General features: G+C 48.9%; 13 protein-coding genes. 8 read left to right on the forward strand and 5 right to left on the reverse strand.

Features of this window, described 5'->3' with window-relative positions; genetic code table 11:
* Window positions 1-6 precede the first annotated feature (6 nt).
* Both NX722_RS06935 and NX722_RS06940 read right to left on the reverse strand, forming a co-directional pair.
* Window positions 7-1,077: a 3-deoxy-7-phosphoheptulonate synthase gene (locus NX722_RS06935; protein WP_262567352.1), complete on the reverse strand. Its 1,071-nt coding sequence runs from the start codon at window positions 1,075-1,077 to the stop codon at window positions 7-9.
* A gap of 209 nt (window positions 1,078-1,286) precedes the next feature.
* Window positions 1,287-2,057, reverse strand: a complete 771-nt coding sequence (locus NX722_RS06940; protein ID WP_262567353.1) for a sulfite exporter TauE/SafE family protein — start codon at window positions 2,055-2,057, stop codon at window positions 1,287-1,289.
* Window positions 2,058-2,255: 198 nt separating this feature from the next.
* Between NX722_RS06940 and cysB the strand changes: the two genes are divergently transcribed.
* Complete coding sequence (cysB, locus tag NX722_RS06945; RefSeq protein ID WP_262567354.1) at window positions 2,256-3,230, forward strand: HTH-type transcriptional regulator CysB; 975 nt, start codon at window positions 2,256-2,258, stop codon at window positions 3,228-3,230.
* Window positions 3,231-3,332: 102 nt separating this feature from the next.
* On the opposite strand, the gene NX722_RS06950 is transcribed toward cysB, so the two are convergent.
* Both NX722_RS06950 and NX722_RS06955 read right to left on the reverse strand, forming a co-directional pair.
* Window positions 3,333-3,629 (reverse strand): hypothetical protein, encoded by a 297-nt coding sequence (locus NX722_RS06950; protein WP_262567355.1) that lies wholly within the window; start codon window positions 3,627-3,629, stop codon window positions 3,333-3,335.
* Between the two features lie 192 nt (window positions 3,630-3,821).
* Window positions 3,822-4,145 (reverse strand): hypothetical protein, encoded by a 324-nt coding sequence (locus NX722_RS06955; RefSeq protein ID WP_262567356.1) that lies wholly within the window; start codon window positions 4,143-4,145, stop codon window positions 3,822-3,824.
* A 128-nt stretch (window positions 4,146-4,273) separates the two neighbouring features.
* On the opposite strand from NX722_RS06955, the gene NX722_RS06960 reads away from it, so the two are divergent.
* From NX722_RS06960 to NX722_RS06970, 3 genes are all read left to right on the forward strand, one after another.
* Window positions 4,274-5,833: a peptide ABC transporter substrate-binding protein gene (locus tag NX722_RS06960; RefSeq protein ID WP_262567357.1), complete on the forward strand. Its 1,560-nt coding sequence runs from the start codon at window positions 4,274-4,276 to the stop codon at window positions 5,831-5,833.
* 57 nt (window positions 5,834-5,890) lie between these two features.
* Window positions 5,891-6,964: a mechanosensitive ion channel family protein gene (locus NX722_RS06965; RefSeq protein WP_262567358.1), complete on the forward strand. Its 1,074-nt coding sequence runs from the start codon at window positions 5,891-5,893 to the stop codon at window positions 6,962-6,964.
* Window positions 6,965-7,233: 269 nt separating this feature from the next.
* The gene (locus NX722_RS06970; protein ID WP_262567359.1) at window positions 7,234-11,271 is read left to right on the forward strand and encodes an AsmA family protein; all 4,038 of its coding nucleotides are present in this window, start codon (window positions 7,234-7,236) and stop codon (window positions 11,269-11,271) included.
* A 51-nt stretch (window positions 11,272-11,322) separates the two neighbouring features.
* Here NX722_RS06970 and NX722_RS06975 read toward each other — a convergent pair whose 3' ends face one another.
* On the reverse strand, window positions 11,323-12,078 hold the full coding sequence (locus NX722_RS06975; protein ID WP_262567360.1) for a hypothetical protein: 756 nt from the start codon (window positions 12,076-12,078) through the stop codon (window positions 11,323-11,325).
* A gap of 266 nt (window positions 12,079-12,344) precedes the next feature.
* Here NX722_RS06975 and NX722_RS06980 point away from each other — a divergent pair, with 266 nt between their 5' ends.
* From NX722_RS06980 to NX722_RS06995, 4 genes are all read left to right on the forward strand, one after another.
* Entirely contained in the window at window positions 12,345-12,857 is a 513-nt protein-coding gene (locus NX722_RS06980) for a hypothetical protein (RefSeq protein WP_262567361.1), read from the forward strand.
* A 313-nt stretch (window positions 12,858-13,170) separates the two neighbouring features.
* Window positions 13,171-14,691, forward strand: coding sequence for an acetaldehyde dehydrogenase ExaC (gene exaC, locus NX722_RS06985; protein ID WP_262568624.1), 1,521 nt, complete (start codon window positions 13,171-13,173; stop codon window positions 14,689-14,691).
* Between the two features lie 140 nt (window positions 14,692-14,831).
* Window positions 14,832-16,571: an autotransporter assembly complex protein TamA gene (locus NX722_RS06990; protein WP_262567362.1), complete on the forward strand. Its 1,740-nt coding sequence runs from the start codon at window positions 14,832-14,834 to the stop codon at window positions 16,569-16,571.
* The gene (locus NX722_RS06995) at window positions 16,568-19,900 is read left to right on the forward strand and encodes a translocation/assembly module TamB domain-containing protein (protein WP_262567363.1); all 3,333 of its coding nucleotides are present in this window, start codon (window positions 16,568-16,570) and stop codon (window positions 19,898-19,900) included. The genes NX722_RS06990 and NX722_RS06995 overlap by 4 nt, the downstream gene beginning before the upstream one ends.
* Window positions 19,901-19,994 lie beyond the last annotated feature (94 nt).

Raw genomic sequence — 19,994 nt, forward strand, 5'->3', positions numbered from 1 at the left:
ATTTCTTTACTGAGCGCGCTTACGGGCAGGCAGGATGTCTTTCAACTTGTTATGCATCGCACGCAGAGTGTTTTCTGTTGTTTCCCAGTCGATGCAGGCATCAGTCACAGAAACGCCATACTCCATGTTGTCGCTGATTTTCTGAGCTCCCCAGCCAATATTGCTCTCTACCATCAGGCCAACAATGGACTCATTGCCTTCTATAATCTGGTTGGCGACATTTTCCAGAACCAGAGGTTGCAGACCGGGATCTTTGTTAGAGTTGGCGTGGGAGCAGTCCACCATTATATTGGGTTCGATACCGGCTTTATTCAGTTCCTGTTCACAGATGGCCACACTGACGGAATCATAATTTGGCTTGCCGCCTCCACCACGAAGAACAACGTGACCATATGGATTACCCTTGGTTCGGGTCACTGCTACCTGACCATTGCCGCTTATACCCAGAAAGCGGTGGGGTTTTGATACCGAGTTCAGCGCATTAATGGCGACTTCCAGGCTACCATCGGTACCGTTTTTGAAGCCGACCGCAGAAGAGAGACCGCTGGCCATTTCACGGTGGGTCTGTGATTCCGTTGTACGTGCGCCAATGGCTGACCATGCCACCAGATCCTGAAGGTACTGTGGAGAAATAGGATCCAGAGCTTCCGTCGCGGTTGGCATACCTATCTCGGCAACATCCATCAGGAGTCGCCTGCCAATATGAAGACCATCAGCGATTTTAAATGAGTCATTCAGGTAAGGGTCGTTAATCAGGCCTTTCCAGCCCACGGTGGTTCGTGGCTTTTCAAAATAGACCCGCATTACCAGATACAGTGTATCACCCACTTCTTCACTGAGAGCTTTCAGGCGCTGTGCATAATCCAGCGCCGCATCAACGTCGTGAATTGAACAGGGGCCAATAACAATAAACAGTCGGTGATCTTTACCGTCGATGATATCCCGAATCACCTGGCGACCTTCGGAAACCGTGCGGGCTGCAGCCTCACTCACGGGTATTTCCTGCTTAAGCAGCTCTGGAGTAACCAGTACTTCCTGGGATTCAATATTAAGATTTTCAATGGGTAATGGGGTCATAATGCTCTAGTCCGGGGCTTTTATCTCTTTTACTCCCTTATTAGGGGGGTAAGTACCGACCAGTCAGTGTGTCTGATGACAGTAAAATTGACATAGCTTGATGGACGGTAGCCCGCCACTGTAATTCATGTGGTAGGATGGCTGCAACTTTTTCTGAAAAAGTGAACTGGATTTCACTTTGACATTTTTGTGTCACAGCACTGTAACCGTTAAATCAGGTATCGAATACCAAGAACGAGAAGGATACTGGCAAGAATGATCCTCATTGCCTTATCTGGCAGATGTCGTCCAATGCGGGAGCCCAGATAAACAGCAGGTAGTGACCCGACGAGCAAAACGCCTAGCAGGGCAAAATCAACATTGCCCAGCCAGATATGCCCAATCCCGGCGACCAGTGTTAACGGAACCGCGTGGGCTATATCAGTACCTACGACTTTTACAGAAGACAATTTCGGGTAGAGGATAAGCAATATGGCTGTACCCAGTGCTCCGGCACCCACGGATGAAAGTGTCACGAGAAGGCCCAGAAGTGCGCCCATCATAACGGTCATTTTCAAACGTTGCTGATCAGACCGCTGCACATTATCTCCGAATGATATTGAAAGCAGCCGGTTGCGAAAGAAAAGTACTATAGCTGTCAAAGTAAGCATAAAACCAAGGCAGGTTGTTAAGATCAGGCTATAATGATCGCTCCCGGCAAACATGTATTTCAGGATGATAACGGTCGCGATGGTAGTAGGAATACTACCTGCACACATGGCTTTGACCAGTAACCAGTCCACGCTTTTCTGGCGGTGATGTGTCAGCACTCCACTGCCTTTGGTCAACGCGGCATACATAAGGTCGGTACCGATGGCGATATGCGCCGGGAAACCAAAAACGAGCAGTAGCGGAGTCATCAATGATCCGCCTCCGACACCGGTTAAACCGACTGCAAATCCCACGCTGGCACCTGCTGAAATGTAGAGTAATGCGTCCATGAAATATGGTCTAAAGTTATAAGTAGCTCAGGCGATGTTTGAAATCATGATAATAAATGCATGATTTGCTGGTAACTGTAGCGACCGGCTTGTATTCTTGAAAGTAATTAAATGCTATTCGCTTATGCCGTATAGTACTAAGAATACAAAATAACTTTTTCACGCTATAGGTTTAGTAAGCTTGACCGGAGGCCATAAATGAAGCTGCAACAACTGCGCTATATCTGGGAGGTCGCTCACCATGACCTCAATGTTTCAGCCACAGCGCAGAGCCTTTACACTTCCCAGCCCGGTATCAGTAAACAGATTCGATTACTTGAAGATGAACTCGGTGTTGAAGTGTTTGCCCGAAGCGGCAAGCATTTAACGCGAATCACCCCGGCAGGCGAAAAAATCATTGAAACCGCCGGTGAAATTTTAAGGAAAGTTGAGAGTATCAAACAGGTTGCCCAGGAGTTCAGCGATGAACGCAAGGGCAGTCTTTCAATAGCCACAACGCACACTCAGGCTCGTTACGCCCTGCCTGACATCATTAACCGGTTTATTGCCCAGTACCCCGATGTCTCCCTGCACATGCATCAGGGAACGCCGATTCAAATTGCCGAAATGGCTGCAGATGGCACTGTTGACTTTGCCATTGCAACAGAAGCGCTGGAACTGTTTAACGATCTGGTAATGATGCCGTGCTATCGCTGGAACCGCTGTATTCTTGTTCCAAAGGATCACCCTCTGACACAGGTGTCGGAGCTGACCCTTCAGGATGTTGCCCGCTATCCTCTGGTGACTTACGTCTTTGGCTTTACCGGGCGTTCAAAACTGGATGAAGCCTTTATGAATGAAGGGTTGTCACCAAGAGTTGTGTTTACTGCCACCGATGCGGATGTGATTAAAACCTATGTGCGTTTGAATCTGGGCGTCGGCATAATTGCCGGTATGGCTTATGACCCGGAACTGGATTCTGACCTGGTGCCTCTTAATGCCAGCCACCTGTTTGAACCCAGCGTCACCAAGATTGGCTTCCGCAGAGGAACCTTCCTGCGTGGGTTTATGTACGATTTTATCCAGCAGTTTGCTCCACACCTGACGAAAGAAGTGGTTCAGGACGCTATTTCACGTCACAACAAAGCGGAAGTGGAGGAATTGTTTTCCGGTGTGCAGTTACCGAGCCATTAAGGCCAAGCCATCCGGTTCATTAATCAGGTTCATCAATATGGTGTCAATGTAGTGTCAATATAGTGTCAATTATAGTGTGGTGATATCAGACTCCGGCGGCTTTCAGGCCGCCGTTTTTTCGAGAATATCCTTTACCAGCTTGAAATAAATGGTGTAGACCTCTGTTTCCTTGCCTTCCTTTTCTACGATAAAGAAGGGCGCTTTATCGACCTGGTAGTAATCTGCCAGCAAAGCGCCTTCGCTGCCAGCGTCGTTTTCTACATAATCTGCAAAATGATCAATCTGGTTGATATAGCCGGATTCTTCCAATCGTTCCTGTACATCAATGCATTTCTGGCAGTGGAATCCGTCTGCCATTAATTTTTTTACCATTGTTATACGCATAGCGGTATTTTCCAAAAAAGTAACCCCTTATTCTTCCAAGTCCATTTTAATACCAATTCGACCAATCCGCATTTATGCTAGTCAGTGATGCTTATCAGCATCCGAAAAATTTTCAGATATTAAGAAAACTGGCCAATCGTACAACGGCTGACTAATGACGCTGACTCCGCTCAGGAATCAGCGCCTTCTATCACAAAGCTAATGCTTTCAGGCAATCTCGTGAAACTTCTGTAACACCTCAGACATCAGCTGAATTTTGTGCAGAACAGGTTGCAGCCTTGCGGGCAGCTCTTCATCTCTGGCATCGGCGAGAGCCTGAACGTCTTCGGAGACTTCAATCAGGTAGGGGAGAAAGTGGTCGGCCTGGACGTTAAAACCGGAGTCCTTCTGGAAAATAGCTGAAAATTTGCCCTGGTCGTCCTTTTTGTATTGCTCGATCTGTTCATCAGCACGCAGTGACAGTGTATAGATCTCTTTCAGGGATTCGTTGAGTTTTTCCTGCAGAGCCAGCGCTTTGGTGTTTGGGGTCATGGGATAACCTGATACTTCATCAAACAGGACATTATACCGCCTTGCCTGCTGGATTAAAAAGCGGGCAGAGCCTGCGAAAGTCTGAAACCTGAACTATATAACTATGGGTTTTACTGGATGCGCTGAGGATGAAAATAACTTTTCTGTGTGAATGGGTGCTGTGTTTCTGGGTCTTTGTCCTCAGTTCTGCAAGCGGTTTTGCTGCCCCGTCAAAGACTCTGGTTCGGGGATTGCCAGACCAGCCGAAACAGCTGCACCCCCATTATTTTGGTGGCAGTCCCGGCGCCCAGGTGCTTAAAGACCTTTACGAAGGGTTAATGGTTCAGAATCCTTCTGGCGAACCAGTTCCCGGTATGGCAGCAAACGTTGATATCAGCCCAGACCGAAAAACCTATCGCTTTACCATGAGGGAAGGCATCCGCTGGTCAGACGGCTCAGCTGTGACAGCAGAGGATTTTGTTCGTAGTTTTCGTACTCTGGCTGATCCGGAAGTCAGGGCCACCTATCGCTGGTACCTGAGGACAGGGCAGTTCAGCGGTGCCGATGAAGCCTTGGCGGGGAATATCAAGGCTCTGGGTGTGAAAGCTGAGAATAATCAGTTAGTTCTTCAATTGCAGCAACCGGTTCCATATATTCTCGAACTGCTGACCTTTCCCAGTTTTCTGCCTGTGGCAAAACAGCATCATTCTGATAAACCAGTCAGTAATGGTCCTTACATGCTGATCAGTGAAACGCCCGGAAAAACCATCAGGCTGAGGAAGAACCCACATTACTATGGCAAGGAGCAGGTGGCGATCCAGGAGGTGACTTACCAGATTCAGCCGGATGAATTGAAGATGCTGGAAGCTTTCAGGGAAGGCAGCGTCAATATTACCAGTCACCTGACAACGTCTGCCCAACTCATAGCAAGAACAGAACATCTCATTCGAGCCATGGAAAATGAGTCTCTGGCCACCACCATTCTGGTGCCAAACCAGAAGCACCCTCTGCTGGCGAATGCCGATTTCAGAAGGGCGTTGTCTCTGGCGCTGGATCGTACTGCACTGGTTAACAGTAACTACCCTGACAGTCATGCTCGCCCTGCCTGTAGCTTTACTGCGCCCCTGACTCGCGGGTTCAGTCCGGACAAAAAACATTGCCATTTACTGTTGAGCAGCGCTGACAGACATCATCAGGCCGGAACTCACATGAAGAATACAGGAGTAAACCCTGGTCAGGTCGCGCTGACGGTGACAACCACGAAAAAAAATGGCTCAGACTGGCTGCTCAACCAGATGGTTACCCAGTGGCAGGCAGTACTTGGCATTCAGGTAAAAGTCCGGCTTCTGAACTGGAAGGATTTTACCAGAGCATTGGCTGACAGGGATTATGAGCTGGCATTGTTTAGCTGGCTGGCCGGATATAACGACGCAACCGCATTCCTGCTTCCGCTTCAGAATGAAAAGGGATTCGGACCTTTTGTAAACCCCGATTACCAGAAGCAACTTGAGCTGGCTGCAGATCAGTCCAGGCAATCGGACAGACTGCCTTATTATCAACAGGCTGAAACCATTCTGGCTCAACAGCTACCCGTTATTCCTGTGATACACCCAACGTTTGTGCAACTGGTGAAGCCAGCGGTAGGAGGTTACTACACCTCGAATCCGGAAGGCTGGGTACACACACGTTATCTGCGTCTGTTAAGATGATTTGTGCAGTCGCGCCCATAACAATACGCGCCCATAAAATAATAGGGGAGAACACTTATGCCCTGGCCGGACTACTCCACTGTGACACTATTGCTATTGAAGTCTGCCACGGTCATGGGTGTCAGTCTGATGCTGGCCTGGTTATGCAGTCGGGGATTAAAGAAAGCGGTACAGCATTTTGACAGCACATCCAGTCACTGGGATGACACCTTTGTCAGAGCTGCCAGACCCGTTTTGACTATTGCTGTGTTACTGCTGGGTGTCAGTCTGATGGCTGACTTTCTGCTGGATTATATTCAGCTGGAAGACACCGAGCTGGTGGGGCAGGTGCGTCGTATTGTTCTGATCGTACTGATCTATTCACTGTTAATTCGCTATCTGCGACTGGTGCGCAACAGTTTCTATCAGCCGAACCGTCGTGCGGTCAGAATGGACAAGGCGACGCTGGAATTTATGATCAAGCTGTTGCAGATCGCCCTGACTATGGCGATTGTCCTGACGCTGTTACAAAACCTTGGGGTCAGTATCAGTGGTCTGCTGGCTTTCGGTGGAGTTGGAGGACTGGCTGTTGGTCTGGCAGCAAAGGATATGCTGGCTAACCTGTTTGGCGGACTAACCATTTATATGGACCGACCCTTTGTGGCGGGTGACAAAATCAGCCTGCAGGATCAGAAAATTGAAGGTTTTGTTGAGCATATTGGCTGGCGTCAGACTCGTATCCGGGGTTATGACCGAACTCCGGTGTATGTTCCCAACGCACTGTTTACCAATCTTGCCGTTGTTAACCCGTCCCGAATGCAGAACCGGCGTATTAATGTCACCATCGGTCTTCGTTATGAGGACTTTTCCCGGCTGAACGATATTATTCATGATATTGATGCTTATCTTGCACAACATAAAAATATCGACCAGAGACGCGATGCGCTGGCACGGTTTACGGATTACGGTGCTAGCTCTCTTGATCTGCTGGTTCGATGCTTTACCCTTGATACGGACTGGACAGACTACATGCAGGTTCGACAGGATATTCTGATGGGAGTCGGGGAGATTGTTACTCGTCACGGAGCGGAGTTTGCATTTCCGACCCGCACTCTGGATGTGCCCGAAGGTACGGTCATTTCGAAAAGCTAGTTCGAAAAGCCAGTTCGAATAGTTAGCCTGAAGAATTAGCCTGAAGAGCTTTTATTGTACAGAAAGTGTCTTCTATCTCTGTCATCTGCCTGAGCTTTGATGCAAATCATGCCATAGACCGTCACAACCTCTGTTAATACCTTCTCTCTGTTGTATTATCGCTGCCATTGTAGAGCCTCCTGGCTGGGCTGAATCTGGCAGAGTTAAGGCACTTTTTCTTATTGACCATGATCCATGTCGTCTGCCAGGTCAGGTAGCGGCGTGGTTCGATGTTGGACTCTCAGTTGAACGTTTTTATTAAATTTGCAAAACGCTTTCTTGCAGCCGTTGCTGTGCTGCTTCTTCTTTTACTCACAATATTGACGATTGGGTTTCGTGTCGATTTGAATCCCTGGCGTGACAGTATTGTTGGCATTGCTAACGATGCCCTGCCTTATCATCTGGCTCTTGATGGTGATATGGAAGCCAGGATATCCCTGCAACCCTCAGTCCGGCTTACGGATATTCGCCTTGCTCCGCAAAATGATCCTGAATCGGCAATGGTGAGCATCGGGCTGGTAAGTGCCAAAGTAGGGGTTCTGCCTCTGCTGTTCAATACGGTGGATATTGATCATATTCTGGCTGAAGACGTAGCCATTCGCCTGGAAAGAAACGGGCAGGGCGAGGCAAACTGGGAAATCGCAATCGACGAAGCTGTCAGCGTGCAGGCAGGTACCAATAATTCCAATCAGAACCCCTCTGAAACTTCAGGTCTGCCATCAAACTTTGAGTTAAGGATTGACCAGCAGGTAGCCGTTCAGACATTGTCCTTTGTTTATATCGACCAGCAGGATGACATAGAGTTTGATGGCCGTATGGATAACCTGACTCTGTCGCTGGATGATCAGGACGACCTGATCATGAATGCGGTCGGGGTGATGCAGGGAACTGACTGGTCAGTGAATGCAAAAACCGCGTTCAGTCAGTATCTGAGCGGCAAACCGGGCAGTATTGAAGTGGAAGCAATGCTCGACGATGCCCGCTTTGCTGTTACTGGTCAGTTGAATCCGGCAAAAGGGCAGGACTCTCATTTTGCACTGGAGATCAGTGTTTCCACTGAAGGTGTGCTGGAAACTTTTGCGGGCAGTGAAGTGGCAAGGCTGGCTCCAATATCCGTCGATAGTCGTGTAGCTATAGGCGTAGCGTCTCTGCTTCTCGAAGACATTGATGTACAGCTGGCAGACAGTGATTTGTCCGGTCGTCTGGAAATACGGCGTGGGCAGCCTCCTGAGGTCAGCGGCAATCTATTTATGAACCGGCTTGATTTTACACCCTGGTTAGAAGAAGCAGATAAAGAGGCTTCTTCTGAAAAGGCTTCTTATGAAGAGGCTCCTTTTAAAGAGATTAGCGCTGAAGGCAGTGAAGTCGAAAATGCGACTAATGCTTCGGAACAGCAGGATGATGAGCCTGAAGAAGAGGTTCTGCCACTGAATCAACTGGTCTATAACTGGTTGAACAGTGCAATGGTTAACCTGGACATGGCAATAGGTGAAACGGTTGGCCTGCCGGTATCGGTGTCGAACACTCAGTTCAGGGTAGAGATGGCAGATGGTCGCCTGAAAGCACCGCTGTCTGTTGCTATTGAAGGCATTGAGCTGTCCGGACATTGGGAGACGACAGCCAGTGAACGAAGTATTCGTTCACACGCAGAACTATCGGCGACGAATGCGAATATCGGGCCTCTGATGGCTTTATTGATGGATTCGTCGGCACAGGGGCAGGTGGATGCATTTTCCCTGAATGTTAATTCAAGAGGGCGGTCGATTGCCCGGCTGATCCGGAATGCCCATTTGCAACTGCAGATGAAAAACGGACATTTGCTGGTCAACAATAATGAAGACTGGCGGGTAAGAACTGCCCGGGCCAGCGTGGGATTAGCACAGAACACCGAAGTATTTGTAGATGCTGACCTGCTGGCGGTACCGGTTGAGGTCATGATGCAGGCAGACCCATTGATTGCCATGCGCCGGGGCAAAGACTGGAACCTTGATCTCAAGGTCGACAGCCCCGCCTTTACAGCCAGTGCCAAAGGGTTTGTCTCAGAATCCGGGTTAGATGAAGACAGTCAGTTTGCCATTGAAATGAATGCTCCGAAGCTGGGCGCCCTGTCGAACTGGTTAGGCGTGAAGCCAACTGTTGCCGAACCGATGCGTTTTCGTGGCAACCTTCACAACCAGAAAGCTTCTCTTGGTATTCGTTTAGCTGAACTGGTGATTGGCGATTCGACGGGTAAGCTGGATATTGAATGGATTCGAAAAGAAGACGGTGGACTGGCAAAAATTGTTGCACGACTGCCGAAGCTTGATATTGATCAGCTGTCAGGTTTTATTCCTGAACCGGAAACTGCAGAGGCTGCTGCAGGTAAAGAAAATAACAGCCAGTCTCAGGATGGGTTCAGACTGGATGTACCACTGCTGGCTGACGAGATTTACATTGCCGATGCCGATATTGACTACCGTATGGACCGGTTGCTGGTAGCCGGGCAGACTCTTAGAGACCTGAAGTTTTCCGGTTATATTCGTGGCGGTCGGCTGAACCCCAGCCCGTTGTCGGCTATTTATGCAGGCTCCTACTTCTATGGTGATCTGGCTCTGGATATGCGTAACCAGAGCATTGAGTCCGATTTTAACCTCATGGTCGACCGCCCGGACTTTGGGCGTATGATGACTGAACTGGGCGTTATTGATGATATTGATGTCACTCTGGATAAAGCCAGCTTTAACCTGAAACTGCGTGGTAAAACCATTGCTGAACTGATAAAGACGATTGAGCTGGAAGCGACACTGACAGGTGGCCGCCTGGGGTTGAATGATGCCAGTGGGAATGTGTCCGATGTGTTGTTGAATACAGGTACTGTCTCTGCCAGGCCAAACCTGCGCACAACGCTGAAAATGGATGGTGAGCTGAAAGAGATGCCAGTGACGTTTGAAGTCAGCTTCAATCCTCTGAGTCGTCTGTTAACCAGTCGCAAAAACGTTAATATGCAGCTGTCGACGCATATTAACGAGATGAGCTTTATGTCCTATGCCATGGTTAACCTGCCAATTGAGAGACGAAGAGCCAGGCTGGGACTGATTTTCAGGACGCCATCCCTGACAAGACTCAACCCTCTGCTGGATGTCGACATGCCTCCCTATGGACCCGTCACCGTCAATGGACGTTTTGGCATGACACCAACTGGCTTTGAAATGGCGCAGTCAAAAATCACCGTGGGTGACAGCGAGCTGGAAGGGCAGATGGTGTTGAATACGCAAGGCAAAGCGGAACTGGATATCCAGCTGACGGCACCTTCCATTCAACTGAACGATTTTAAAACCGGAGACTGGACAGCCTGGTCGTCAGAAACAGACGATAACAATGTAAACACTTCAGAAACACCGGAACAGCTGACTCCCGAAGGTGAAGAACCTTCATTACTCAATGCCGAGACCCTGCAACGGCTGAATATGGATTTCCGACTGGATGTTGATGAGGTGTTATCGGGCGAAGATCAGCTGGGTACCGGGAAGTTATATCTGCAGCTTCAGGACGGTGATTTATCTCTGAACCCTCTGTTTATTGCCCTGCCGGGTGGTGAGATCAATGCCAGTGGTCATCTCAGGGCTCAGCCAGAGGGATTTGCTATCGGTTTGAAGGCCAATGTTGATCGTCTGGATTATGGCGTACTGGCAAGGCGCATTGACCCTCATACGAAGATGCAGGGCGATGTCAGCTTCAGGATGGATATAGAAACCGTCGCTGAAACGCCGGAAGATCTGTTCAGTCATGCTCGTGGGGATTTCGGCTTTGCGGTATGGCCAAGAGATTTCGAAGCCGGGATTATTGATCTGTGGGCAGTCGGCCTGGCAACGGCTGTGTTGCCCAGGCTGGGTCCCGGCGATCCGTCACAGTTGAACTGCGCGGTTGGCACTTTCCAGCTTGAGGATGGTCAGATGAAAGACAATGTACTGATGCTGGATACATCTAACATGCAGGTGCTGGGACACTCTGATATTGACTTTACGGATGAGAAAATCAATCTGGTGCTGGTACCAAGAGCAAAAACCGCACAGATATTTGGTTTGTCCCTGCCGGTCATGGTCACTGGCAGTTTTAATGACTTTGGTTTTGGCATACCGTCCGGAGAGCTGATAGTGACGACGACCCGCTTTATTACCAGCCCGGTAATCGCCCCTTTACGCTGGATGCTGGAACAGCCATTGGAAGAGAACGGCAGCAACCTCTGCACCCAGATGTATAACCAGTCTGTGCAACCTCCGAACAAGTAATGCTTTATGCACCCGGGCCTGGAGTTTGGGTGCATTAACTAAGAGGCTGTTTCAAATTTCATTCACATTGTCATCATTAATATCGATATCAAAACTGTACTTTTCCGCTTCAGAGCGAATTATTGCTTTCAGCTCTTTAGCGCCTTGTTTTTCTTCAGGGGTTCCATTTTGTAGTACATTTTCGAGGCACACAGAAGCATCATATAAGACAGCTTCCTTTCCTGAAGGGGTGGTTTTGGTGTAGGACTCTTCCAGGTGCAGCCTGGCTATCTCAAAATTCATGGTTGCCTTCAATTGAGTAGCCTTTTGTTTTTCATCCTGATTGCCATTCCTAATGCTATTTTGCAGGGAAGTTAAAGCATCATGCAAAAGAGCTTTTTGCACAGAAGGCATGGCTTCAATATCGAATTTTTCCCATTTTAGTTCGGCGAATTTCATGTCGAAACTAGCCAGCAGTTGCGTAGCTTCACTTTTTTGATCCGGATTGCCATTTTCTATTAGATGCTGCAGGCAGTCAGAAGCGTCGACTATGAGAGCTTCTCGCTGCCTGATGCCGGTTGTATTATTCCCTTCCTGCCAGTTCAGTTTCGCTAATTCCAGTTCTGCAGATAATTGCAGCTGAGCTGCAACAAATTTTTCAGCGTTGTTGTCACCCCTTAATATAGGACGCAAGTCTTTTAGTACCTGTCTTATCAGCCTTTTGCGTCCGGCAAAGTTGGCTTCAGTTCTGAACATGTCCATGTTTGACCTCGCCGTTTCAAGGGCTGCGCTGCACATGTACGGTGGAGGGGTATTTATTGCATCCATAGTCTGTCCTTTATATTCCATGCCAATTTTTACGATTATCAGGTTTGATCAGGGTGATGTGTATTAAGTTCAGACTTGTTAGATATACTGACTCAAAATGTAACTGCCTCTGACCAGAAGGCGTTGAAAACAACCGGGAAAAATGGGGCTTGTTCATAGTTGAATGAAGGCTGAATGAAGGCTGAATGAAAGTTGAATGAAAAATCCGGTTGATTTATCATTGATTGCGAATGATAATAATTCTCATTATTAGTAAGGAGGTTGTTATGGCACGCTGGCAAGACATCACCCTGCAGGGGAATGAACACTATCGGCTGAGAGACTGGACTTCTGCTGAAGGCACTTATCTTGAGGCTGTAAAAGCCATTGAAGCCGAATGGTTTGTAAAACTGGAAGATATTTCACTATTGATGGGGTGGATTGCCAATATGCACAACCTTGGCTGCCTCTATGAGCAGACCAAAAAAATCCAGCAAGCCAGTCACTACTACCTGATGCCTTATCGCAGAATTTTACTGCTTATGAAAGAGGACTGTTTTTCCATAGAATTTCAACACTCATTGCTCTATGCAATGCGCACTGTCGCGAAGGCTCTCCTGAGTTTTTCCCAGCGTTATCCGGTCTGTAAGTGCTGTGAAGGCAAAATGCTTGAGATCAAAAACTGGCTGGAGCAATACCCTCAGCCAGAGGTGATGTCTGCCTATTATTTATCGATGGAAAGAAGTGATCTGTTTTCAGGTAAAAGCACAAGCTATAACAGCAAACAGTCACTCCACTGACCGGATTCTGAAAGGTTCACTGTGAGTCGCGGTTACGTAACTCTTACGTCTTATGTCGTCATTATCACAAATCAGAAAAGCTATAAGGGGCAATTGAAGAAACATCTGGACGAGATGCCGTGTTTCTTCAATACTGGTATGCGTATCAGGACAATCATTTACCCCGGATAGCTCCGGATGAGCATTGCCGGATGAGCTTTGCCTGATGACAGATAGTCTGGCCAGACAGGCAGTTCCCTTAAGTTAGTCACTGCCGCTTTGAAAGTCGGATTTACTCCATATTTTCTCCACAATAAAAAGCAGGTAAATGAATATGATCTATGAGCGTCCCGGTCACCCTGACTCCCTTGTGACTTTTAAAACCCGTTATGAAAACTACATTGGTGGAGAGTGGGTGCCTTCTGCAAAGGGCAGGTACTTTGAAAACATCACTCCGGTAACAGGAGAGGTGATATGTGAAGTGGTCCGATCGACGGAAGACGACATCAACCTGGCTCTGGATGCCGCTCATGCCGCTAAAGCGGGCTGGGGTAAAACGTCAGCCACTGAACGATCCAATATTTTGTTAAAAATTGCCGATCGCATTGAACAGAATCTGGAAAAGCTGGCGGTGGCAGAAACCTGGGATAATGGCAAAGCCGTCAGGGAAACCCTGGCTGCTGATATGCCCCTGGCTGTGGATCATTTTCGCTACTTCGCTGGCTGCATTCGTGCACAGGAAGGCAGTACAGCAGACATTGACAACACGACAGTGTCTTACCATTTTCATGAACCACTGGGCGTTGTCGGACAAATCATTCCCTGGAACTTTCCGCTGTTGATGGCAGCCTGGAAACTGGCTCCGGCTCTGGCGGCAGGAAACTGTGTCGTCCTTAAACCGGCAGAACAGACACCCGCCTCGATTATGGTTCTAATGGAACTGATTGGTGATCTGCTGCCGCCCGGCGTTGTGAATATTGTTAATGGTTTTGGAGAAGAAGCCGGTCAAGCCCTGGCGACCAGTCAGCGAATTGCCAAAATTGCCTTTACCGGTTCAACGGCAGTGGGTTCGCATATTCTCAAGTGTGCTGCAGAGAATATTATTCCTTCCACGGTCGAGCTGGGTGGTAAGTCGCCCAACCTCTATTTTGAAGACGTTCTCCAACAGGAAGACGAATACCTGAGCAAGTGCATTGAAGGGGCGGTTCTTGGCTTTTTCAACCAGGGTGAAGTCTGTACCTGTCCATCGAGAGTTCTGATTCAGGAGTCCATCTACGACGAATTTATTACGAAAATTGTTGAACGCTCAGGGCATATAAAACGGGGTGACCCCCTGGACACTGAAACCCAGTTAGGTGCCCAGGTTTCTCTTGAACAGTTCGACAGAATCATGAACTACCTGGAAATCGGCCGTAATGAAGGCGTTCAGTTCCTGCTGGGTGGTGACAAAGCGGATATTGGCAAGGGTTATGAAAAAGGTTTTTATATCCAGCCTACCCTGATGAAGGGCAGCAATGATATGCGGGTCTTTCAGGAGGAAATCTTTGGTCCTGTTGTCGGCGTGACCACCTTTAAAGATGAAGCCGAAGCCCTGGCGCTGGCCAATGACACCCAGTATGGGCTGGGTGCCGGTGTCTGGACCCGTGATGTCAATCGTGCTTTCAGAATGGGGCGTGGCATTGAAGCCGGTCGGGTCTGGACCAACTGTTTTCATCTATATCCGGCACATGCCGCCTTTGGTGGCTACAAGAAATCCGGTGTAGGACGGGAGACGCATAAACAGACACTGGAGCATTACCAGCAAACAAAAAACTTGCTGGTGAGTTATGACATCAATCCGCTGGGCTTCTTTTAAACACTGGTTAAAGGTTTTGTCTCATCTTATCAATGATGAGGCATGACCTTTATCGGTTATTTACCGAACCAGCGCCTTTACAGAACCCTGTCGTGATGGTGTTATACCAATAGTCTCGTCAGGAACCTGTAATTTTCGGTATGTCTCCTCTGACAGTATTCTGCCATCGAATCATCACCACTCTCGCTCTGGTGTGGTTGACACTATCGGGTCATGCACTGGCCGCCCCGCTTGAGTTTCATCTGTCGGGTGTTGATGGACGTGAAAAAAAGAATGTTGAACTGCACCTGCAAGCCCTGCCAGAGATGACAGCGGAAGCGTTCCCACTTTATAAACACACCATCAAAGAAACCGTACAGCATGCCCTGGAGCCTTTTGGCTTTTACGGTTCAGTCGTTGACTTATCGAGCCCGTCAGATCATTCAGAGACCGTTGATATCCAGATTGAACCGGGAAAGCCCGTTCTGATAAAAAGCGTCAATGTGTTGCTTGAAGGCGATGCCAGAATGGAAAAAAGCTTTAAAAGGCTGTTAAAAGCATACAAGTTAACGCCGGAACAGGTGTTTGAACATGAAGACTATGAAACCTTAAAGCGAATGCTTATGACACAGGCGCAGCTGATAGGTTTCTTTGATGCCCACTGGGTGGTTGCGATGGTCGATGTCAATCCGGCTGAATACAGTGCCGATGTTCATCTGACACTGGACTCAGGCAGGCGATATCGGTTTGGTGAATTGCAGTATGTCGGTGAAACCAGTGCGACACGCCGACTGGTGGAAGCCATGCTGAATTTCGCGGAAGGCGATGCCTATGATGCCACCAAACTGGTCAAGCTCTATAACGACCTCTCGGCCTCCGGTTATTTCAAACACGTCGATGTACAACCATTACGCGATAAGGCTCAAGCCTGCTCCATACCCGTAAAAATTGATGTATCTCCCAGGCGCAGCCATGAAATGGAGGTCGGCATCGGTTTTTCTACAGACGAAGGCCCAAGGATTTCTCTGGGCTGGAACAAACCCTGGGTAAACGACCGTGGTCATAGTTTCAATGCTGATACCTACCTGTCTGCCAAGCGTACCGAACTGAGTACGAGTTACCAGATTCCCAGGGGCAATCCTCTGCTGGATTTTTATAGTCTGCAAACCGGTTATCAGCATAAGAACCTTGAAGACACTAACAGCAGGCTCTATTCAGCGGCTTTACATCAATGGCATAAAGTGCCTGATGGCTGGAACCGTGACTGGTTTATACGAGTCGAGGCTGAACATTATAACCAGGCCAGCGACAGGGATAACAGCCTGCTGCTGATTCCCGGACTGGCCCTGAGTCGCAGAAACGCCATTGGCAGCCTCAACCCGATAAGGGGGACTGCCCATGACCTTAAAATAGAGCTGTCCCCGGGCATTTCTGGCTCCGGAAGCCGTTTTATAAAAGTCTGGGGACGGACAAAATGGCTGGATACCTTTGCCAGCCGCCACCAATTACTGGCGCGATTTGAACAGGGTGCCACCTGGGTGCGCAGCGTATCGGACCTGCCACCTTCACTGCGCTTTTTTACCGGCGGTGACCAGACGGTGCGGGGTTATGACTATGATACGATTGCTCCAAAGGACAGCGATGGCAAGTTAACCGGTGGTCGTTATCTTTCTGTCGTCAGTCTCGAATACGCTTACAAACTGGTGGACAAGTGGTGGCTGGCTCTGTTTACGGACTCCGGTATCTCGACCAATGATTACGACGATGCCTGGAAAGTCGGTTCCGGCCTGGGTGTAAGATGGATTACTCCACTGGGACCTCTGCGTGTGGACCTTGCTTTTGCGGTCAGTGAACCGGGGTCTCCCTGGCGGCTGCACTTTACGATCGGGCCTGTACTGTGAAGTGGATTATTAGCGGGTTATTTGCAATCATCGTTCTATGCTGTGTAGCGGTTTCGTCGCTGTTACTGACCAGCGTGGGCAACCGCTGGCTCTGGCAACTTGCCTGTGAACAGCTGCCATCGCAGTACGGAAAGCTACAGGGTGAGCTGATGGAAGGGTCTTTACTGCGAGGCTGGCAGTTCAGAACACTGTCATGGCATCGTTCTGACTTGAAGGCTGACCTTAAGATAGATATCCACCAGCTGTCGTTTTCATTGTCGCCTGAACGTTTATTACGTGGTGAACTGTTTATTGAACAGCTTTCCATTGAACGCATTGAAATAGATAATCTTTCAACTGGTCAGGATAAAGAGCAGGAGGCTGGTTTTTCAGGTATTGAAATACCGTCGTTTACCATGCCGCTTCCGGTTGAGATCAAAACACTGAACATTCGTGAGCTGGGCTATGTTCAGCAGGACGATTCTGAGGAAAAGAAAGTCTGGTTGTTCCAGGATATCGGCTTATCCGCCAGAGCAGAAAAGCAGACCTTCAGCATTCAGCAGTTTGAAGTCACTCACGACTCTGCCAGTTTGCATGCCAGCGCCAGCATCACTCTGTCTGCTCCTTATCCTGTCAGCGCACAGTTAGCCTTTTCGCCAGGTGCCTTCTCATCAGGCGTCTTTTCGTCAGGCATCTTTTCATCAAGCGTCCTTTCATCAAGAGCTGTACCCCATGACAAGCTGTTCTTACCTGATGCAAGTGTTTCGGTATCCGGGTACCTGACCGATTACCAGATTGAGTTCATCAGCCAGCCGGGTAAAGAAAAAAACAGTACGCTATTACTTAACGGTGGGCTATCGGGCAGCCTTGAGCAACTTTTTATTCACTCTCTGGACGCTCAATGGCAACAGCAGGCAGTCAGTGTCAGTGGGCAATTAAGCTGGCAACACGGCATTAAGTGGCAGGGAGCATTGACCTTCAGGGATCTGAATCCGGGGCTATGGCTTGCGGATTATCCCGGACAGCTGTCGGGTACTGTGTCCAGCTCTGTGTCAGCTGTAGATCAGGAATGGGAGGTTGAAGCTCAGCAATTACAGGTGTCAGGTTTGTTACGGGGGTTTCCGGTCGCTCTTTCAGGCCATCTCATGGTAAACAGTAAGGAGACTGTCAGGGCTGAATCGTTGCAGCTTAATATAGGGAGCAACCGACTGAAGCTGAATGGTTATATTGATCAGGGCTGGAATTTGAAAGGCGTGATTGACGCACCTGAACTCACGGAACTCTATCCACCATTAAGCGGTAATCTGTCGGGTGATTTCGAACTGACCGGCAGTAGGGATTTGCCCAATGTTGCTTACCGTTTAATGGCAGAACAACTGGCCATTAACAAACTGGTGATAAACGGACTTCGGTCAGAAGGCGAGTTAAAAGATCTCAAGGCTTTGGATAATCAGGCTCATTTGCAGATTGACTCTCTGACTATTGAGCGACAGAGTTTACAGGCTATTGAAATAGCAATTACTGGCAATCCCGAGACACACCAGCTATCTGCAAAAACAGAGGGCAAGGTACTATCCAGCCATTTGCAGCTTGAAGGATCGCTATTGGATAAACAGTGGCACGGGCAGGTTAAGGCATTTGAAACCCTATCGTTGCTGGGGCAGTGGGATTTGCAGAAAGCTTTTACCCTCAGGGCGACACAGCAGGAGATTGAATTCCAGCCATTTTGTCTGATCTCTCCGCCTGCCAGCCTCTGCCTGGGTAAAGGTAAAGCAGGTAACAGACAGGCAAATATTAACTTTGAGCTGAAACAGCTGGACGTTGCGCGGTTTACACCTTTATTGCCTGAAGGCCTGCAATGGCAGTCTGAACTGAATGCTTCGGGTAAAGTCGTGTTGCACGAAGGCAAGCCTTCTATCAACCTGAGTCTCCGCACACCCGGAGGTCAGCTGAGTGTTGCTGCGTTACAGGGCGAGTATGACAAGCTGGTGCTTAATGCGGTGTTGGGTGACGATCAGTTAAATGGCAAACTTGAATTTGAGTCCCCACAGCTGGGAAATGCTGACCTCAGCATAAGGGTAACAGATATTGAAAAATCCCGTTTACTGGACGGACAGCTTACCATTGACCACTTGTTGCTTGAGATATTTCAACCTTTTATACCGGGTACCCATCATCTGAGTGGTGTCGCCAGGGCCGGTTTACAGATGCGAGGTTCTCTCCATAACCCATTACTGAAGGGGGAGGTTGTCATCAGTGAGGTTGCCCTGAACAGTGAGTTCTGTGACATAAGCCGTATAAACAGCAGAATGCAGATTCGGGGAGACAGTGCAGTTGTCAGCAGTCAGTTGCAAGTGGGAGAGGGCCTTGGAGACATTAATGGAACCCTGTCGTGGAAAAGAGGTCAGTTCACCGGGCTTCTGCATCTGACTGGTAATGAGTTGCACTGCTCCATCTCTGGGTTTGGTGATATATGGGCGTCTCCTGACTTAAGCTTCAACCTGACGGATACACCACTTTTAAGTGGTACTCTGGCCGTTCCCAGAGCGCGCATTGAAATCAGAAGTCTTCCGGAACAGGCAATAACAAGATCGGACGACGTAAGAATTGTTGGTCGTACTGAAACCAGTGAAGAGCAGGAGGCTTCGCCCATTGCTTTGAACACCACCATAGAGCTGGGCGACGATGTTCGTATTCTGGCTTATGGTCTGAGTTCAAAGCTTGCAGGCATGCTGACCCTGATACAGTCTGATGGACAACCGTTATCCGGTCAGGGCAGCGTTCAGCTGGTAGGCGGGCGTTATCGCTATCTTGGGCAGGACCTGATTATCAAACAAGGGCTGATTATTTTTCAGGGACCATTGAATACCCCCTTTTTAAACCTTGACGCCATACGTAATCCTGAGGCGACTGAGGATAATGTTATCGTAGGGGTTAAGGTTACTGGTCCAGTCAGAGCGCCAGGCTGGTCCGTCTACTCAACCCCGACAATGCCCCAGCAGGAACAGTTTTCCTATTTGCTGCGGGGGCATGGTATCCATGCTGAGGGTGAGGGTGTGCAATCCATTCTTCTGGGCATGGGACTTGGAGAGTTAAGCCAGACGGCAACAAAGCTCGGAGATCAGCTGGGCATCAAGGATTTCAGTGTTGATACCTCGGGATCAGGGGAAAATACTCAGGTATCTGTCGGAGGCTATATTGCGCCGGGGCTGCGGCTTCAGTATGGCACCGGAGTATTCAACTCGGTGAGTGAAGTCAAGATTCGGTACGAGGTAATCCCCAGAGTGTATCTTCAGGCCGTGAGCGGACTGGCGCAGGCGCTGGATGTGTTTTACCGGTTTGAGTTTTGATTTGCAGGTCTGTTAAGTCTGGGGGATGATGGCCGAAATAATAACCGAAATTATTACCTGGCTTTGCTTATGTATGATCTGCCTCTGAAAATCT

It is taken from the genome of Endozoicomonas gorgoniicola (genome assembly GCF_025562715.2).
GTDB lineage: Bacteria > Pseudomonadota > Gammaproteobacteria > Pseudomonadales > Endozoicomonadaceae > Endozoicomonas_A > Endozoicomonas_A gorgoniicola.